The 15315-nt window shown below is 31.6% G+C and carries 13 protein-coding genes and 1 tRNA gene; all 14 read right to left on the bottom strand.

Translation table 11 applies throughout. The features are described 5' to 3' along the window. Positions 1 to 4: 4 nt before the first annotated feature. On the bottom strand, positions 5 to 1906 hold the full coding sequence (locus tag ABNT61_RS06900; RefSeq protein WP_348745350.1) for a nucleoside-diphosphate sugar epimerase/dehydratase: 1902 nt from the start codon (positions 1904 to 1906) through the stop codon (positions 5 to 7). 56 nt (positions 1907 to 1962) lie between these two features. Then, entirely contained in the window at positions 1963 to 2478 is a 516-nt protein-coding gene (locus ABNT61_RS06895) for a DUF2892 domain-containing protein (RefSeq protein ID WP_348745349.1), read from the bottom strand. Positions 2479 to 2527: 49 nt separating this feature from the next. After that, positions 2528 to 5683: a cytochrome c biogenesis protein CcsA gene (ccsA, locus tag ABNT61_RS06890; RefSeq protein ID WP_348745348.1), complete on the bottom strand. Its 3156-nt coding sequence runs from the start codon at positions 5681 to 5683 to the stop codon at positions 2528 to 2530. A 108-nt stretch (positions 5684 to 5791) separates the two neighbouring features. Then, positions 5792 to 6670: a phosphatidylserine decarboxylase gene (locus ABNT61_RS06885; protein ID WP_348745347.1), complete on the bottom strand. Its 879-nt coding sequence runs from the start codon at positions 6668 to 6670 to the stop codon at positions 5792 to 5794. Positions 6671 to 6672: 2 nt separating this feature from the next. Continuing rightward, on the bottom strand, positions 6673 to 8736 hold the full coding sequence (gene scpA / locus ABNT61_RS06880) for a methylmalonyl-CoA mutase (protein ID WP_348745346.1): 2064 nt from the start codon (positions 8734 to 8736) through the stop codon (positions 6673 to 6675). Then, entirely contained in the window at positions 8729 to 9349 is a 621-nt protein-coding gene (locus ABNT61_RS06875; RefSeq protein WP_348745345.1) for a hypothetical protein, read from the bottom strand. The genes scpA and ABNT61_RS06875 overlap by 8 nt, the downstream gene beginning before the upstream one ends. Positions 9350 to 9383: 34 nt before the next feature. Next, positions 9384 to 10064 carry a hypothetical protein gene (locus tag ABNT61_RS06870; protein WP_348745344.1) on the bottom strand — a complete coding sequence of 227 codons (681 nt, stop codon included), beginning with the start codon at positions 10062 to 10064 and terminating at the stop codon, positions 9384 to 9386. After that, entirely contained in the window at positions 10057 to 11403 is a 1347-nt protein-coding gene (locus ABNT61_RS06865) for a methylmalonyl-CoA mutase subunit beta (protein ID WP_348745343.1), read from the bottom strand. The genes ABNT61_RS06870 and ABNT61_RS06865 overlap by 8 nt, the downstream gene beginning before the upstream one ends. Further along, positions 11403 to 11720: an FtsB family cell division protein gene (locus ABNT61_RS06860; RefSeq protein ID WP_348713041.1), complete on the bottom strand. Its 318-nt coding sequence runs from the start codon at positions 11718 to 11720 to the stop codon at positions 11403 to 11405. Before ABNT61_RS06860 ends, ABNT61_RS06865 begins: the two co-directional genes overlap by 1 nt. 2 nt (positions 11721 to 11722) lie before the next feature. After that, a complete protein-coding gene (gene udk / locus ABNT61_RS06855; protein WP_348713349.1) occupies positions 11723 to 12328 on the bottom strand; it encodes a uridine kinase in 606 nt (201 codons plus the stop codon). A gap of 90 nt (positions 12329 to 12418) precedes the next feature. Next, positions 12419 to 12492 (bottom strand) — tRNA-Thr (locus ABNT61_RS06850). Positions 12493 to 12568: 76 nt separating this feature from the next. Continuing rightward, positions 12569 to 13399 carry a universal stress protein gene (locus tag ABNT61_RS06845; RefSeq protein ID WP_348745342.1) on the bottom strand — a complete coding sequence of 277 codons (831 nt, stop codon included), beginning with the start codon at positions 13397 to 13399 and terminating at the stop codon, positions 12569 to 12571. Between the two features lie 156 nt (positions 13400 to 13555). After that, complete coding sequence (locus ABNT61_RS06840) at positions 13556 to 14854, bottom strand: deoxyribodipyrimidine photo-lyase (protein WP_348745341.1); 1299 nt, start codon at positions 14852 to 14854, stop codon at positions 13556 to 13558. Beyond that, positions 14847 to 15314, bottom strand: a complete 468-nt coding sequence (locus ABNT61_RS06835; protein WP_348713045.1) for an SRPBCC family protein — start codon at positions 15312 to 15314, stop codon at positions 14847 to 14849. Before ABNT61_RS06835 ends, ABNT61_RS06840 begins: the two co-directional genes overlap by 8 nt. Position 15315: the final 1 nt, after the last annotated feature.

Below are 15315 nucleotides of genomic sequence, written 5' to 3'. Positions count from 1 at the left end.
CAATTTAATTTGTTTTTTGAACATCTAGTTTTTCGTAAACAGAATTATTTGATTTGTACTCAGGTACTATTTCTTTGAGTAATTTAACGGATAAACCATTGTCATTTTTAATGTTTTCAATACACAATTGTTCTATTTTTGATTTGAATAGATTAGTGTCTATTTTTTGATTCTTGGCAATCATTATTTTCTCATGATAGGTCGGTGTTGTATTTTCACCATTGGCTAATAATTCTTCATAAAGTTTTTCGCCTGGTCTTAAACCTGTAATTTTAATATCGATGTCTTCTGGATATTTTAACCCAGAAAGGTGTATCATTCGTTTTGCAATATCAAAAATCTTTACAGATTTACCCATATCAAAAATGTAGATTTCACCTCCATCTCCCATAGTACCAGCCTCTAGAACTAACTGACAAGCTTCAGGTATTGTCATAAAATATCTCGTAATATTCTTGTGAGTAACTGTTAGAGGACCACCAGCTTCTATTTGTTTTTTAAATAAAGGTATTACAGAGCCATTAGAACCTAATACATTTCCAAAACGAGTTGTAGTAAATTTTGTTGTATTAGATTTTGAACTAAGACAAGATATATACATTTCAGCGACTCTTTTCGTAGCTCCCATAACATTTGTGGGGTTAACTGCTTTATCAGTCGAAACCATAACAAACCTTTCAACATTGTATTTAATAGATAAATCTGCTATAATTTTAGTACCACCTACATTTATTTTTATTGCTTCATAAGGGCTGTCTTCCATTAAAGGGACATGTTTATAGGCCGCTGCATGATAGACTTTGTTAGGTTTAAATTCTTCGAAAACTGATTCCATTCTTTGGATGTCACGAACATCGGCTACAATAGATGTGAAATTCTCGATACCCTGACGCACTAATTCTTGTTGAATTTCGTATAAGGGAGATTCTGCCTGATCAACTAAAATAAGATGTTTATGATTATATTTACTTATTTGGCGTGATATTTCACTTCCAATAGAACCAGCAGCACCAGTTACTAAAACAACTTTATTATTAACGTCACGCTTTACTATTGGATTATCAATAGATATAGGTTTACGATCTAGTAAATCTTCAATTTTTACTTGTTTAATTTGATTAGCTTCAAAATCCCCACCAATCCAATTAGATAAAGGTGGAACTATTTTAGGCTTTACTCCAAGTTCTAGAGTTTTATCTGTTAAAAATAATAGTCTTTCTGATTTTATATTCTGAATGGAGAAAATGATCTCGTCAACTTCTTTTTTCTCAATGAATTTCTTGTCAATCTCAGATCTATGGTAAATTTTTACTCTATCTATTTTTTTCCCGACCTTATTCCTATCATCGTCAATAAATCCAATTACTTCATAATTGTTTTTTGTATCTCTATTAAGAGCTCCGTATGTAATCAAACCAGAATCTCCAGCACCATAAATCATTACATTAGTTATGTCTTTTAACTCTGAAGAAATAATTTCATAAAATGCTTTAAATATGAATCGACTTACAATTAGGACAAAAACTGTAATAAAATAATGTATAAGAATTATGGTTTTGGGAATTGTGTAAGAAGGCAAAACCTCGTATACATTATTAATTGCAACTATAAAGATAATACTCATAGATGCGATGGTAACTCCTATAAAAACATTAAAAGCGTCTCTTGTACCAGTATGTCTGATAATTCCTCTATTTGAGCCTACAAACCAAAAGCACACAAGAAATATAAACGATACAAATGGGATTTGATAAGCAAGATTTCCAGTATTAAAATTTAAAGATGCATTAAATCTTACGGTGTAAGCTAAAATGAAAGATAATGCAACAAGAAGAGTGTCAATTAATAGCACTACCCAATGTGAGGCGTGCCTGTTTAAAGCTTTTAAAAGAAAGTTTCTAATCATTTTTCAGAGTCAAACCAGGATAAAGATACAATATATTGTTTAAACCAAATTAGAAGTTAAATCTTCTTCATTTGTTGTTTTAACATTTGTAGTTGTTCTTTTAACATTCCATGCTTATCTAACTTCTTAGCTTCATTCATTAATGTTGTAGCTTCCCTTTTTCTTCTTTTCGTCATAGCTATTCCAGCTAATTGTAATTTGGCCATTGCCAAATCGTGATCCATAGATAAACCTAACTTAACAGCTTTTTTTAAAAATTTCTCTGCTTGAGTAATGTTAGTTTGAGAAAGCATAATACCATGTAGGTAGTTATAATAACCTTGTTGTTTAACAGTTAAAGCAGCTTCTGGATTTTTAATATAGGCTAGCCAATTTTTAGCTCCTTCAAAGTTTTGCTTTCTTAATTGTAAAAAGGCAAGTAAAATGAATTCATTTTTAAAATAAAATAAAATAAAAATACCAGTAAGTAATAAAATTGCAAGACCATTACCTATATGTCCTTGTGAAAATTCATAAACAGCCCATGCTGCTGTTAATACTGCTAGAATTAGTTTTATATTTTTATTGAACATAGTTGTTTTTTATTTGATTGGCAAATGTACATTTTTAAACCTAATCGGCTTAATTGCGATATAGTTTTTTGTGCTTAAACCATGCGAATAATCCAATAATAGCTACAAAAGCTACAGAATAATATACGGAACTAGGTGTTATTACTCTATCACCACTAGCATATGAATGTAATCCTGCTAAATAAAAGTTAACTCCGAAATACGTCATCATAATTGAAGCATAAGCGATTACAGACCACAAGTTAAATGTGTATTTGCTTCGTAAACCTGGGATGAGTCTCATGTGAAGAACAAAGGCATAAATCATAATAGAAATTAAAGCCCATGTTTCTTTTGGGTCCCAGCCCCAATATCTTCCCCAACTTTCGTTAGCCCACATTCCACCTAAAAAGTTACCAACGGTTAGCATGACTAGACCAACTGTTAAAGACATCTCATTAATAATAGTAAGTTCTTTTATGTTGGTTTCCATTTTCTTTTTATTCTTATCCGTAGTGAAAATCATTAGTATTAATGAAACTACACCCAATACCATACCTAGTGAAAATGGGCCGTAACTAGCTACAATAATAGAAACATGAACAAGTAACCACCATGAATTCAATACTGGCTGAAGGTTTGCAATTTCTGGATCTAACCAATTACCTAACGCAATCATTAAAATTACGCAAGACACAAAAGTTGCAGCTCCAATAGTTAAAGAAGATTTTCTTCCTAAGTATAGCCCAAAAAGCATAGTGGCCCACGCCACATATATGATACTCTCATATGCATTACTCCAAGGGGCGTTTCCGCTAATATACCATCGGGATAACAATCCTAAAGTGTGGAAAATGAATAACATTATAATAATGGCTATTAAACCTTTTACAATGTAGCCCACATATTTTTTCTGAGAGAAAATATTTAAGATTACAGCAGCAATTAATAAGAAACCGAAGAGTCCATATAGTAAGAATAACTTTGTAAAAATATTAATCTTGTTGTATGCTATTTCGAGATTTACTTTGTCATCTGATGGCATAACTTCTGATCCATATTTGTTTTGGAACTTTTTAATTCCGTCTAGAATTTGATTGGCTTCAGTATAGTCTCCTGATTTTTTTGATTTTTGAAGTAATTGCATGTAAACAGGTAATGACTGTCTAACAAAAACAGAGTCTGTAGCTCTGAATCCAGCAGTTGCAGTTTCTGGTTGAGAAACCCATTTGTTTTCTTCATTCCCTGGAATTGGGAAAATCTTTAAAATTCCACCACCTAATGCTTGAGAAAGTAACCAGATTCTTCGTTCAATTTTTACTAGGTCTTTCTCAAACTTATTTTGAATTTTCTTCTTTTGCGCTTCTATAACTAAGTTTCCAATCTTAGAGTTTCCTTGAGCATCGTAGAAATCTATAAAACGAGCATGAGTACTTTCTTTACTCAATCCTAGAATTTTTCTAATTTCAGAATTACCTTCTTCTAAGTAAATAAATGGAACTTGTAACCAAAAAGTAGGATTCTCAGTAATAGAGAGTAAAACTTGACTCGGAGTCATGTCGTTGAACTTATCTGTTTGAGCTACTTTTCTTACTAATTCAGAAGCAAAAGTATGCGCAGGTTTCATTCTACCTCCTGCATCCTGGATTACTAAATGACTGAATTTTTCAGCATGTTCAACTGACACTAAATTAGCTTTAAGAATACTATCAACTTTCTGTTCACTTAACCTGTTGTCGGTATTGTTTCCATGAGCACTATGTTGAGCTAAACAAACGGTTGAAAGAAGAAAAAGAGGAATAAATAAAGCAGCTTTCTTTTTTCTAATTTTAACTAGACCTTTCTTTAAATCGTCAAAACGAGTGTATTTTGCAAATAATGAAGAAATCAATCCTATATATAATAATGAGTATCCAATATAAGTTATAAAAGTACCCCAGAAATCATGATTTACAGATAAATGAGTTTGTTCAATAGCCTCTCCAGCATTCTGATAACTTGCTTGGAAAAATTTGTATCCTTTATGGTCTAGAATATGGTTCATAAAAATTCGGTAATCAAAAGATTCATTTTTATCAACTACAGTTACTTCGCTTGCATAAGAAGAAGCACTTTCGGAACCAGGATATTTTTCTAATTGGAAATCATTCAGTTTTATACTAAATGGAGTTTGAAGTAATTTTGCTCCGTACCAAGCTCTAAAATTTAAATTATCTATAGAGAATTCTTTTTTTCCTTTAGTGTTAAACTGTCCACCTGAAAACTCAACGCGTTCAGTTTTTCCGTTAGTAGTAACATCGAAGATTACAATGTCAAATTTCTTATTGTCTTTCTTTCCTCTTACCGTTTTCATTTCTCCTTTCTCTGCAGGTTTCGGAACTACAAATTGAAAACCGTTAAGAGAATGTAAAGTTGTATATTGAAAATGTTGAACACTATCTTTTACAATTTTCCCTTGTTTTTGATCAGCCATTCTTAACCAATTTCCATCTTGTTTAGAGGTCATTTTTAAACTTCCGTCAACATAAAAAAGGTTAATAGTAGCATTTCTATTTGGAGCATCAAAACCAACTAGAATGTTATGAATGTTTTGAATTGTTCCTCTTTTTATATAATGATCGTGTCTTGTACCACTTGAACTTTCTACAAAATGTAAATATTCAACACCGTTTTCATCTAAAATTAATTTTTTCTCTGCCCAAGGAATGAAGTCAACAAGTTTAAAATTTACTTCATGCTTTGGTTTGTTTTTATTGGGTTGGAATACAAAAGAAAATTCAGACGAATTTTTACCCCAAGCAGAAAGTAGAAGTTTTTCTTCGTAGGCTTTTTGCGAGGCATTATCATCAATGATAACATTTAAGTAATTTGTTTCAGATAAAAATGTATTCGTTGTTTCTCCTTCGTCAATAATCATCATTCCTTCATATCCAATGTAGCGGGTAATTCCAGCTCCAATTAAAATGAAAAGAAAAGCAATATGAAACATAAAAACAGTCCATTTTTCTTTTCTCAACAAGCGATACCTGAAAATATTTCCAAAAAAGTTGATTACAAAAAACAACATTATTAACTCGAACCACCATGCGTTATAAACTAGTTTTTTGGCAGTCTGAGTTCCAAAATCATTTTCTATAAAAGTTGCGATTCCCATGGCTGCAGCAAAAACAATAAATAGGACAGCCATTAAACGAGTGGAGTAAAGTATATTTAAGATTTTTTTCATTGTAAAATGAGTAGATAAAAACTGTGCAAATTTACGGAAAGTTAGAGGAATTAACTTTAGAAATTAACTGTTTTTTGATGTTTAGATTAAGTTAAAATTAAGGCAATTCTACTGCCCAATTTTCTCACCCATTTTTACGAATGTTTCAATTCTGTTTTTAGTGTTGTTGAGTATATCTTGATCAATTTTGATCTTGTTCTTATCAATAAGAACTACAATAGTTGAGCCTCCGAAAGCAAAATACCCCATTTCATCTCCTTTATTTAAGGGTTTGTTAGCTGTATACGTTTGAATTATACTACCAACCATGGTAGCTCCAACAGGAGCTAGGATAATGTTTCCTTTATCTTTTGTTTCAAGGATGCAATACTCTCTTTTATTTTCACAAAATACTTTTGTAAAATTTCCTGCTAAGGCATATGGTGAAACAGATAAATAGTCTCCTTTAATTTTAACCATTTCAGAAGGTGTTCCTTCATAAGGGAAATGATATCTATGATAATCGTTTGGAGCTAATCTTAAAATAAGTAGTGAAGCGTTTTTATAAGTTTGTGCTAATTCTTTATTGGCTAGAAATTCTTCAAGAGTAAATTTTCTTCCTTTTATAAAGAAATTATGTACATCTGTAACATTTTCAAAAGCAAGTAATTTTCCATCTCCCGGAGAAACGAATCCTTCTTCAATTGGTCTTGCTTCTGGTTTTAATTTTCTGTAGAAAAAGTCGTTAAAAGAAATAAAATCATTTATCTTTTTTTCTGCTTCATTAATATCAATATTTAAATCATCAACAAATTTTTGAATTTTAGAAACAGAAGATGGTTTATCCATTTTTCTACCATACCATTCAGATAAGAATTTACGTTTCACTAAAGGTAGTAGCGCTAATTTTCCAAAAGGATTATTGTACAGCATTTTCAAGAAACCTTCTCCTGGTGGAGTTTCTGTTTGCGTTTCTCCTGTTTGTCTGTTGATGAATTTTATTTGCATAATTATTCTTCTGTACTATCAATTAAAATCTCAAGCATGTCAATTGCTGCTTGTGCAATTTTGGTTCCAGGACCAAAAACTCCAACGGCTCCAGCATCGAATAAAAACTGATAATCTTGAGCAGGAATTACACCACCTACAATTACCATAATATCTTCTCGACCATAATTTTTTAATTCTTCAATTACCTGAGGAACTAATGTTTTATGTCCAGCTGCTAAAGAGGAGATACCAATAATATGGACATCATTTTCAATAGCTTGTTTTGAAGCTTCTTTTGGTGTTTGAAATAAAGGACCAACATCAACATCAAAACCTAAATCAGCATAACCTGTAGCAACTACTTTTGCTCCTCTGTCATGTCCATCTTGTCCTAATTTAGCAATCATTATTCTTGGTCTTCGTCCTTCAAGTTCAGCAAATTTATCAGCTAACTCACTTGCTTTTTTGAATAATGAATCGTCTTTAATTTCTTTACTATACACTCCAGATATTGTTTTATGAACTGCTTTATGTCTTCCGAATACAGCTTCTAAGGCATCAGAAATTTCTCCTAACGAAGCTCTGTTTCTTGCAGCTTTTACTGCTAAATCTAGTAAATTTCCATTACCTGTTTTTGCACAATCTGTTAAATCTGCTAAAGATTGTTCAACATTACTAGAATTCCTTTTTGCTTTTAAATCTTCCAAACGCTCAATTTGAGATTTTCTTACGGCTTCATTATCAACTTCTAAAATGTGTAATGGATCTTCTTGTTCTAGTTGATATTTATTTACTCCAACAATTATATCTTGTCCGCTATCGATTCTAGCTTGCTTTATCGCAGCAGCTTCTTCAATACGCATTTTAGGAATTCCTTTTTCAATTGCTTTTGTCATTCCTCCAAGTTCTTCTGTTTCTTGAATTAATTCCCAAGCTTTGTTGGCAATTTCCTCGGTTAATTGTTCAAGATGGTAACTACCCGCCCAAGGATCTACGGTTTTTGTTATGTGTGTTTCTTGTTGAAGATAAATCTGAGTATTTCTCGCAATACGAGCAGAGAAATCAGTAGGTAATGCTATAGCTTCATCTAAAGCATTTGTGTGTAAACTTTGTGTTCCACCAAATGCAGCAGCCATCGCTTCGATAGTTGTTCTTGCAACATTATTAAAAGGATCTTGCTCTGTTAAACTCCAACCACTGGTTTGACAGTGTGTCCTTAAAGCTAGGGATTTAGGGTTTTTTGGATTGAATTGTTTTACAAGTTTTGCCCATAACATTCTAGCGGCACGCATTTTTGCAATTTCTCTAAAATGGTCCATTCCAATTGCCCAGAAGAAAGATAGGCGAGGAGCGAAGGTGTCGATGTCCATACCTGCGGCCAATCCGGTTTTAATGTATTCTAAACCATCTGCTAAAGTGTAGGCTAATTCGATTTCTGGTGTTGCTCCAGCTTCTTGCATATGATATCCAGAGATCGAAATTGAATTGAACTTAGGCATATTATTACTAGTATATTCAAAAATATCAGCAATAATTTTCATTGATGGAGTAGGTGGATAAATATAGGTGTTACGAACCATGAACTCTTTAAGAATATCATTTTGTATGGTTCCAGATAATAATTCTGGAGCTACACCTTGTTCTTCCGCTGCAATTATGTAAAAAGCTAAAATTGGTAAAACCGCTCCATTCATTGTCATGGAAACGGACATTTTATCTAAAGGAATCTGATCGAAAAGAACTTTCATGTCCTCAACAGAATCAATAGCTACTCCAGCTTTTCCAACATCTCCTTGAACTCTTTCGTGATCTGAATCGTATCCTCTATGTGTTGCTAAATCGAATGCTACGGATAGTCCTTTTTGTCCAGCTGCTAAATTTCTTCTATAAAAAGCATTACTTTCTTCTGCTGTAGAAAATCCTGCATATTGTCTAATTGTCCAAGGTCTTCTAACATACATTGTAGAATAAGGTCCTCTTAAATTGGGAGCAATACCAGCGATGAAATCTTCATGTTGTAAACTTTTGTTTGTTGATGATGATTTCTTCTCTAGTTTAATATTTGATATATCTTTTCTACTCATCTTGTAGTTGTAAGTTTAAATAAGAATAATACAGTTCAAAAGCTATAAATGTCTTTACTGAACTATTTTTAAAATCTTTTTCCGTTAAATCCTTCAAAGCTAAAGCAATTATTGAAGGATAATCGTTAGGAACTTCTCTGAATGTTAAAATTAAATCAATAATATCTTCATTATTAGATTCTAACATTAGTTTTTCCGAGAATTTGTCAAAGTAGTTCAAAACTAAATCGTTATCGTTACTTTGCATTTTTTTATAATATCTTATAGTTCTTGGAGTCATTTGAGATAAAGTTGTTTCATCAAATTCTTCAAGTCCTAAACGACCAGATTTTTTTCTTCGTTGCTTTTTTGTAATCCAAATATAATCTCTTAATTCAGTTAGAGATTGATTTAGTTTCTCCGTTGCTTTTGGAGTAACGATTTTTTTGAATTTATTATAGTCTTTAAAATCTTCTCCTGAATCAGTTAAGAATAGTTTAATAGCTTCATGAGAATTTTTAGTTTCAATCTTATAATAATCACAAATTGTATTTTCAAAGACATCTGTCATTGATTGGATGATGTCATTTCTACTTTGCTCTAAAGGAGATTCACTTTGCGAATAAATAGTCATATAGCAAAGAGTAAAAAATAATATGTATCTGTATTTACTCATATGCTACTTTTGAATTTAAGCATGTGTAAAAAAACTCAAATGCAATAAAGGTTTTTACGGCTTGATTTTCATATTCTTCATCGGTTAAGTTTAGTAAAGGAGCTATTAATAACGGATGATTAATATAATTTTCTCTAAACGTGATAATGAAATCTTTAATGTTTTGGTTTTTGCTTTCTTGAATTATTTTATCTCCAAAAGTCTCTTCATAATTCAGAATGTATACGAATTCCTGCGCTTGAATCTTCTCTACAAATTCATTGAAATACTCTTCATCTTCAAAAGCCTTAATTTGTTCGGGAGTGAACGGAGTAAAGCTTAATGAAGATAACTTATGTCTGTTGTCTGAACTTTTAATCCAAACATATTCGAATAATTCATCATGTGATTCTTTTAATAAATTCAAGCTCTTGTCGTTAGTTAATTTTGCTAAAAACGTAGCAAACTTTAAGTCTTCTTTTGAAATATCTTCTATGTACTTTTTAAAAGCGTTCGAAGATTTGTTAGGTTGAATATTGTAATAATCACAAAGTGTTTTCTCAAAATGCGATACCATTTCAAGAATTAATTTATCATCTTCTCTATCTCCAAATGATCCATAGAAGTCATCCTGTGCAAAAACCAAAGAATTTGTACAAAACATGAAAATAAAAAGAATGATGTTTTTACTCATTATCTAGACGTTCTTGTTCTATTTGTTCAGCTAGTCTTTTTGCGATTATAGGTTGTATTAAAGTTTTTTCAGAACGTTTTTTAACAAAAGGAAAGAGCTCTAAGTCGTTCTTCATTTTATCCTTCTCATTTTGAATCTTATTTGTTCCTAGTAAAACTAATTCTCCTTTATCAAAGAGATCTTGTTCTTTTTGTGCAGATTCATTAATCTTTCTCTGGATAATTCCTTCCTTCAATTGTTTCAAAAAACCACCACCTTCTTCTATACTCTTAAAAACTTCTAAAGCTTTTTCTGCAAGTTGATCAGTTATATTTTCGATGTAGTAACTTCCGTCTGCGAAATGTTGTGAGTTTTGAAAACCACTCTCTTCTTTCAATATTAATAGTTGATTTCTCGAAATACGTTCTCCAAACTCATTTGATTTGTGGAAGATTTCATCATAAGAAACATTTGAAATTGTATTTGCTCCTCCTAAAATAGCACTCATACATTCAGAAGTTGTTCTAAGCATATTGGTGTTATAATCGTAAAGAGTTTTATTTCTTAGTGTAGGTTGTGTAAAAATATGAGCTTCCTTTTCGGAAACATCGTATTCTTTTAATAGAGAATTCCACAGTAATCTAAACGCTCTTAGTTTAGCAATTTCGAAGAAGTAGTTTGTGCTTACTGAAAAGTTAAAATGAATTTTATCTGCTATTTCTCCACCGAAATGGTTTAAATACTCATTAGCATGAGCTAAACTATAAGCAATTTGTTGCACTGAATTAGCTCCTGCATTTTGATAAACCGAAGAGTTTACAGCTAAAGAATTTCTTAAATCAATAATTGATTCTAATTCTTTGTGATCTGCGTTTAGGTTTTTAAACCAGTTTCCTGTTTTAGCTAGATTCCCAATAATATCCACATTGATGTAGCAATTTGAGGAATTTATAAACGCGACTAGTTTTTTGATAAATGCAGCGTCTAAGAAATTAAGTTTGAAGTAAATTTTGATTAAAGTAGCATCAATGTTTCGAAGAGTCTTTTCGTAATTAAATTCTTTGTCAGCTACAAATTCAATAGCGGTTGCACCTCTGTTTATTGTATCGGTTGCTAATTTATTTGCAACAACTTCGTTATCAATAAAAATAGATTGACAAATGTTGAAGTTATTTTTTGGTAATGCTATTTCTTGATGCGAACGATCTTCTTTGGTGTAAAAAGGTTTAACTGTGATACCTTCAGTGGTATGCCATAAAAGTGTATCGTTGTAATCTAAGCCTTTAAGATCTGCTTGTATTTTTTGTTTCCAAGCTTTTTCAGAAATACCTTCAAACTCATCAAATAAATATGCTCCCATTATTTTTTTATCGTATCAAATTCAATTATATAAATATCTTCGTCTTTCTTTTTCATTAAATACTTTTCTCTCGCAAATCGCTCAAGCTCCAATGAATCCTGAAGATTTTTTATAGTTTGTTTATCCTGAGCTGTTTTCTTTTTATGATAATCAATCCAGGTTTCTAATTCTTTAATTTCTTTATCGAACTCCCTGTGTGTTAGGTAAGAGTTTTCGTCGAAGAAAAGCATCCAGACTACAAAAACCGTTAGTATAATAACATAAATATTAGTTATTACTTTAAAAAGAGGTTTGTTTTGTACTGATTTTAAGTTCATTCTTATAAACGTTCGCTAATTACAGATCTTACAACATCAATGGCAACAGTATTATAACGATCATTTGGAATGATGATATCCGCAAAATTCTTAGTCGGTTCAATGAATTCCTGATGCATTGGTTTTAACGTATCTTGATATCTCGTTAATACTTCATTAATATCTCTTCCTCTCTCTGTAATGTCTCTTTTCACTCTTCGTATCAATCTCTCATCAGCATCTGCATGAACAAATACTTTTATATCACAAAGATCACGTAATTCCTTATTGTTAAAGATAAGAATTCCTTCTACAATAACTACTTTCCTCGGATGCGTTTTTATGGTGTCTTTCGTTCTGTTATGTGTAACAAACGAATACACAGGTTGTTCTATGATTTCGGAATTTTTTAATTGTTTTAAATGCTCAACTAAAAGTTCAAAATCAATAGCGCGTGGGTGATCGAAATTAATTTTTGATCTTTGATCATAAGTTAAATTGTCAGTAGCATTGTAATAAGAGTCTTGAGAAATTACACAAACTTCATCAGGTGGTAACTCGTTTATAATTTGATTTACAACAGTGGTTTTTCCACTTCCAGTACCTCCTGCGATTCCTATGATAAAGATATTTTTCATTGTTGTTTTATATGTGAGCAAATTTAGAAAAAATAGGGCATAAAAAAAGACATCATTTCTGATGTCTTTTTTCTTTTTTTGAGCCGATAGAGGGACTCGAACCCACGACCTGCTGATTACAAATCAGCTGCTCTAGCCAGCTGAGCTATATCGGCTGTTGCGTTTAAAGCGTGGCAAATATAGTATGATTTTTATTACTGGCAAATATTTTTTTAATTTTTTTAAAATTATCTATGATTCGATCTTAAAAGACAACACTGGAAGTGGTGAATGATTAGCCACATCCTCAGTAATACTACCATCAAAAAAATGAGCTAGCCCTTTTCTACCATGGGTGGCCATAGCAATAATATCAGCATTATGATTTTTTGCAAAATTTATAATTCCCGATTCTATGGTATAGTCAGAAATGTATTGGACATCTTTTATATGATGAGCACTTGTACCTGCTTTTTCAAAGAATTCTCTTACAATTTCACGCATTTCTGCAGAACTTTTAAATGATTTAGAAGGTGTGTTTACATAAACCATTTTCATTTTACAGTTAATGCGTTTGGCAAATTTTCTTGCTTTCTTGTATGCGTCAATAGAATCTTCTGAGAAGTCACATGCAAAAATTGCATTTTCAAAAGTATGCATTGGTTTATTCTTTATAACTAATACAGGAACATCAGAGTTACGAATTACTTTTTGTGCGTTAGAACCAATAAAAAGTTCTTTAAATCCTGTTGCACCTTGAGATCCCATCATTACAAATGTAATTTTCTCTTCTTCGTATAATTCATTTAATTCACTGAATATTTTATAGTGCTTAATGATAGGTGTGATTTTAATGTCTCTCAAATAATCTTTGTCTAGAAACTCGTTAAGTTTCTTTTCAATAAGCTTTAAATAAAAAATGGTTTCTTTAGTAGTGACATTATTTGTAACTACAGCATTTGAAATTTCAAGCATGTGTAAAATAACAAGTTCAAAGTCAAATTTCTTAGCGAAATTAGCAGCGGTTATAAGTGCGTTTTCAGATTGGTTGGAAAAATCTACGGGTACTAAAACTCTCTTCATGTTATTGGATTTTAGAATGTTACACTTTTATAATTTACGAAAAAAAAGGGAGAAAGTCCAGTTTTAGAGCTAGAAACTTGCGATTATATGATGTCTAAATACGCTTTTCTGTTGATTAGAAGAACAATTCTATAAGGTCAAAAAAAAGCTCTAAACTTAGTTTAGAGCAGCTTTATATGTTTCGAGACATCTTTCTCTGGCGAATTTATGTTCTACCAATTGTTTAGGGTAGGTGAGTTCTTGAAATTCAGGAACCCATTTTTTAATATACCCAAGTTGTTTGTCGAATTTTTGTATTTGAGTTGTTGGATTGAATATTCTAAAATATGGAGCGGCATCAACACCACAACCTGCAACCCATTGCCAGTTTCCTACATTACTTGCTAGTTCGAAATCTAAGAGTTTTTCAGCAAAATAAGCTTCTCCCCAGCGCCAATCTATAAGTAAATGTTTGCATAAAAAGCTTCCAACTAGCATTCTAACTCTGTTATGCATAAAGCCGGTCTGATTCAGTTCTCGCATTCCTGCATCTACTAAAGGATATCCTGTTTCTCCTTTACACCATCTCTCAAAGTCTTCTTTGTTATTTCGCCATGCTATAGTATCATATTTAGGTTTGAATGCTTTTGTAACTGTGTGTGGATAGTGCCAAAGAATTTGCATGAAAAACTCACGCCAAATTAATTCTTTCAGAAACGTTATGTTCTCACTTTTTCTAGCTTCAGTAACAGCTTGTCGAACTGAGATGGTACCAAATCTTAAATGAATTCCAAGTTTAGAAGTTGCATTTATCGCTGGGAAATTACGCTTTGCCTCATATTCATCAATCAAAGTAGATGTGATTTTATATTCAGGTACTTTAATTGGAGAACTGGTAAATCCAATTCCTTCTAACGTTAGAAGTTCGTTATCCTCAAGTTTTATGAAGTTTTGAGAAAAGTTTTCCGAGGGAAAACTATCAGATTGTTCATCTTTAAAAGTACTTAACCATTTTTTAGAATATGGTGTGTATACTTTATAAGGTAAACCGTCATCTTTGGTGATCTCATCCTTTTCAAAGATAACATGATCTTTGTATCCTTTAAATTCAATGTGATTCTCTTTTAAAAACTCAAAAACTGACTTATCTCTTGATAAAGCATAAGGTTCATAATCTCTATTTGCGAAAACTGAGTTTACTTCATATTTAAAAATTAGTTGTTTGAAAATTTCTAAAGGCTTTCCATGAAATACTTTTAAACCACTGCCAATTTTTTGTAATTCCAAGTTTATTTGATGCAGTTGATTGTGGATAAACTCAACTCGTGCATCGCTCTTAGGTAATTTGTCTAGTATATTTTCATCAAAAATAAAAATTGGTAAAACCTTAGTAGAGTTTTGTAGAGCTTGGAATAATCCATGGTTGTCATGAATTCTTAAATCTCTTCTAAACCAGAAAATAGATATCTTATCCATTGTATTGTCCAAATAGTTCTATTAATTTTTTTTGTCTATATTCAAAAATCTCTTCTAGTTTCGGTTTTACCAGAAAGGGGTGAACCAATTGACCTAATATTCCCATAGGAACTTTATAGTCAATTATATCCTCCATTTCAACACCTCCTTCAATCGGGTTAATGAAGTGTTTATGATGCCATAAGGCATACGGTCCAAAACGTTGTTCATCAACAAAATATTTTTTGTCAACTACATGGGTGATTTCCGTAACCCATTTGGTTTTAATGCCTAAAATTGGTGTTACAATATATTGTATGATTTGACCAGGATACATTTCTTTCTCTGCTCCCGAAAGAATATGGAAACTCATATAATCAGGAGTAATTGTTTTTAAATTTTTTGGACTCGAAAGAAATTCCCATGCTTCATCAATTGTTATCGGTAGATTTTGTTTTTTGTGAAGACGGTATATTTTCATT

The organism is Tenacibaculum sp. 190524A05c (genome assembly GCF_964036595.1).
Lineage (GTDB): Bacteria > Bacteroidota > Bacteroidia > Flavobacteriales > Flavobacteriaceae > Polaribacter > Polaribacter platacis.
Note: the sequence above shows the minus strand (reverse complement) of the source record. Positions and strands in the feature narration are given on the sequence as shown.

Excerpts from the sequence above, each read along its gene's own strand:
- ABNT61_RS06840 (WP_348745341.1), bottom strand. The coding sequence starts at position 14,854 with ATGGATAAGATATCTATTTTCTGGTTTAGAAGAGATTTAAGAATTCAT.
- ABNT61_RS06865 (WP_348745343.1), bottom strand. The coding sequence starts at position 11,403 with ATGGGAGCATATTTATTTGATGAGTTTGAAGGTATTTCTGAAAAAGCT.
- ABNT61_RS06900 (WP_348745350.1), bottom strand. The coding sequence starts at position 1,906 with ATGATTAGAAACTTTCTTTTAAAAGCTTTAAACAGGCACGCCTCACAT.
- ABNT61_RS06860 (WP_348713041.1), bottom strand. The coding sequence starts at position 11,720 with ATGAACTTAAAATCAGTACAAAACAAACCTCTTTTTAAAGTAATAACT.
- ABNT61_RS06835 (WP_348713045.1), bottom strand. The coding sequence starts at position 15,314 with ATGAAAATATACCGTCTTCACAAAAAACAAAATCTACCGATAACAATT.
- ABNT61_RS06845 (WP_348745342.1), bottom strand. The coding sequence starts at position 13,399 with ATGAAGAGAGTTTTAGTACCCGTAGATTTTTCCAACCAATCTGAAAAC.
- scpA (WP_348745346.1), bottom strand. The coding sequence starts at position 8,736 with ATGAGTAGAAAAGATATATCAAATATTAAACTAGAGAAGAAATCATCA.
- ABNT61_RS06885 (WP_348745347.1), bottom strand. The coding sequence starts at position 6,670 with ATGCAAATAAAATTCATCAACAGACAAACAGGAGAAACGCAAACAGAA.
- ABNT61_RS06895 (WP_348745349.1), bottom strand. The coding sequence starts at position 2,478 with ATGTTCAATAAAAATATAAAACTAATTCTAGCAGTATTAACAGCAGCA.
- ccsA (WP_348745348.1), bottom strand. The coding sequence starts at position 5,683 with ATGAAAAAAATCTTAAATATACTTTACTCCACTCGTTTAATGGCTGTC.
- ABNT61_RS06870 (WP_348745344.1), bottom strand. The coding sequence starts at position 10,064 with ATGAGTAAAAACATCATTCTTTTTATTTTCATGTTTTGTACAAATTCT.
- ABNT61_RS06875 (WP_348745345.1), bottom strand. The coding sequence starts at position 9,349 with ATGACTATTTATTCGCAAAGTGAATCTCCTTTAGAGCAAAGTAGAAAT.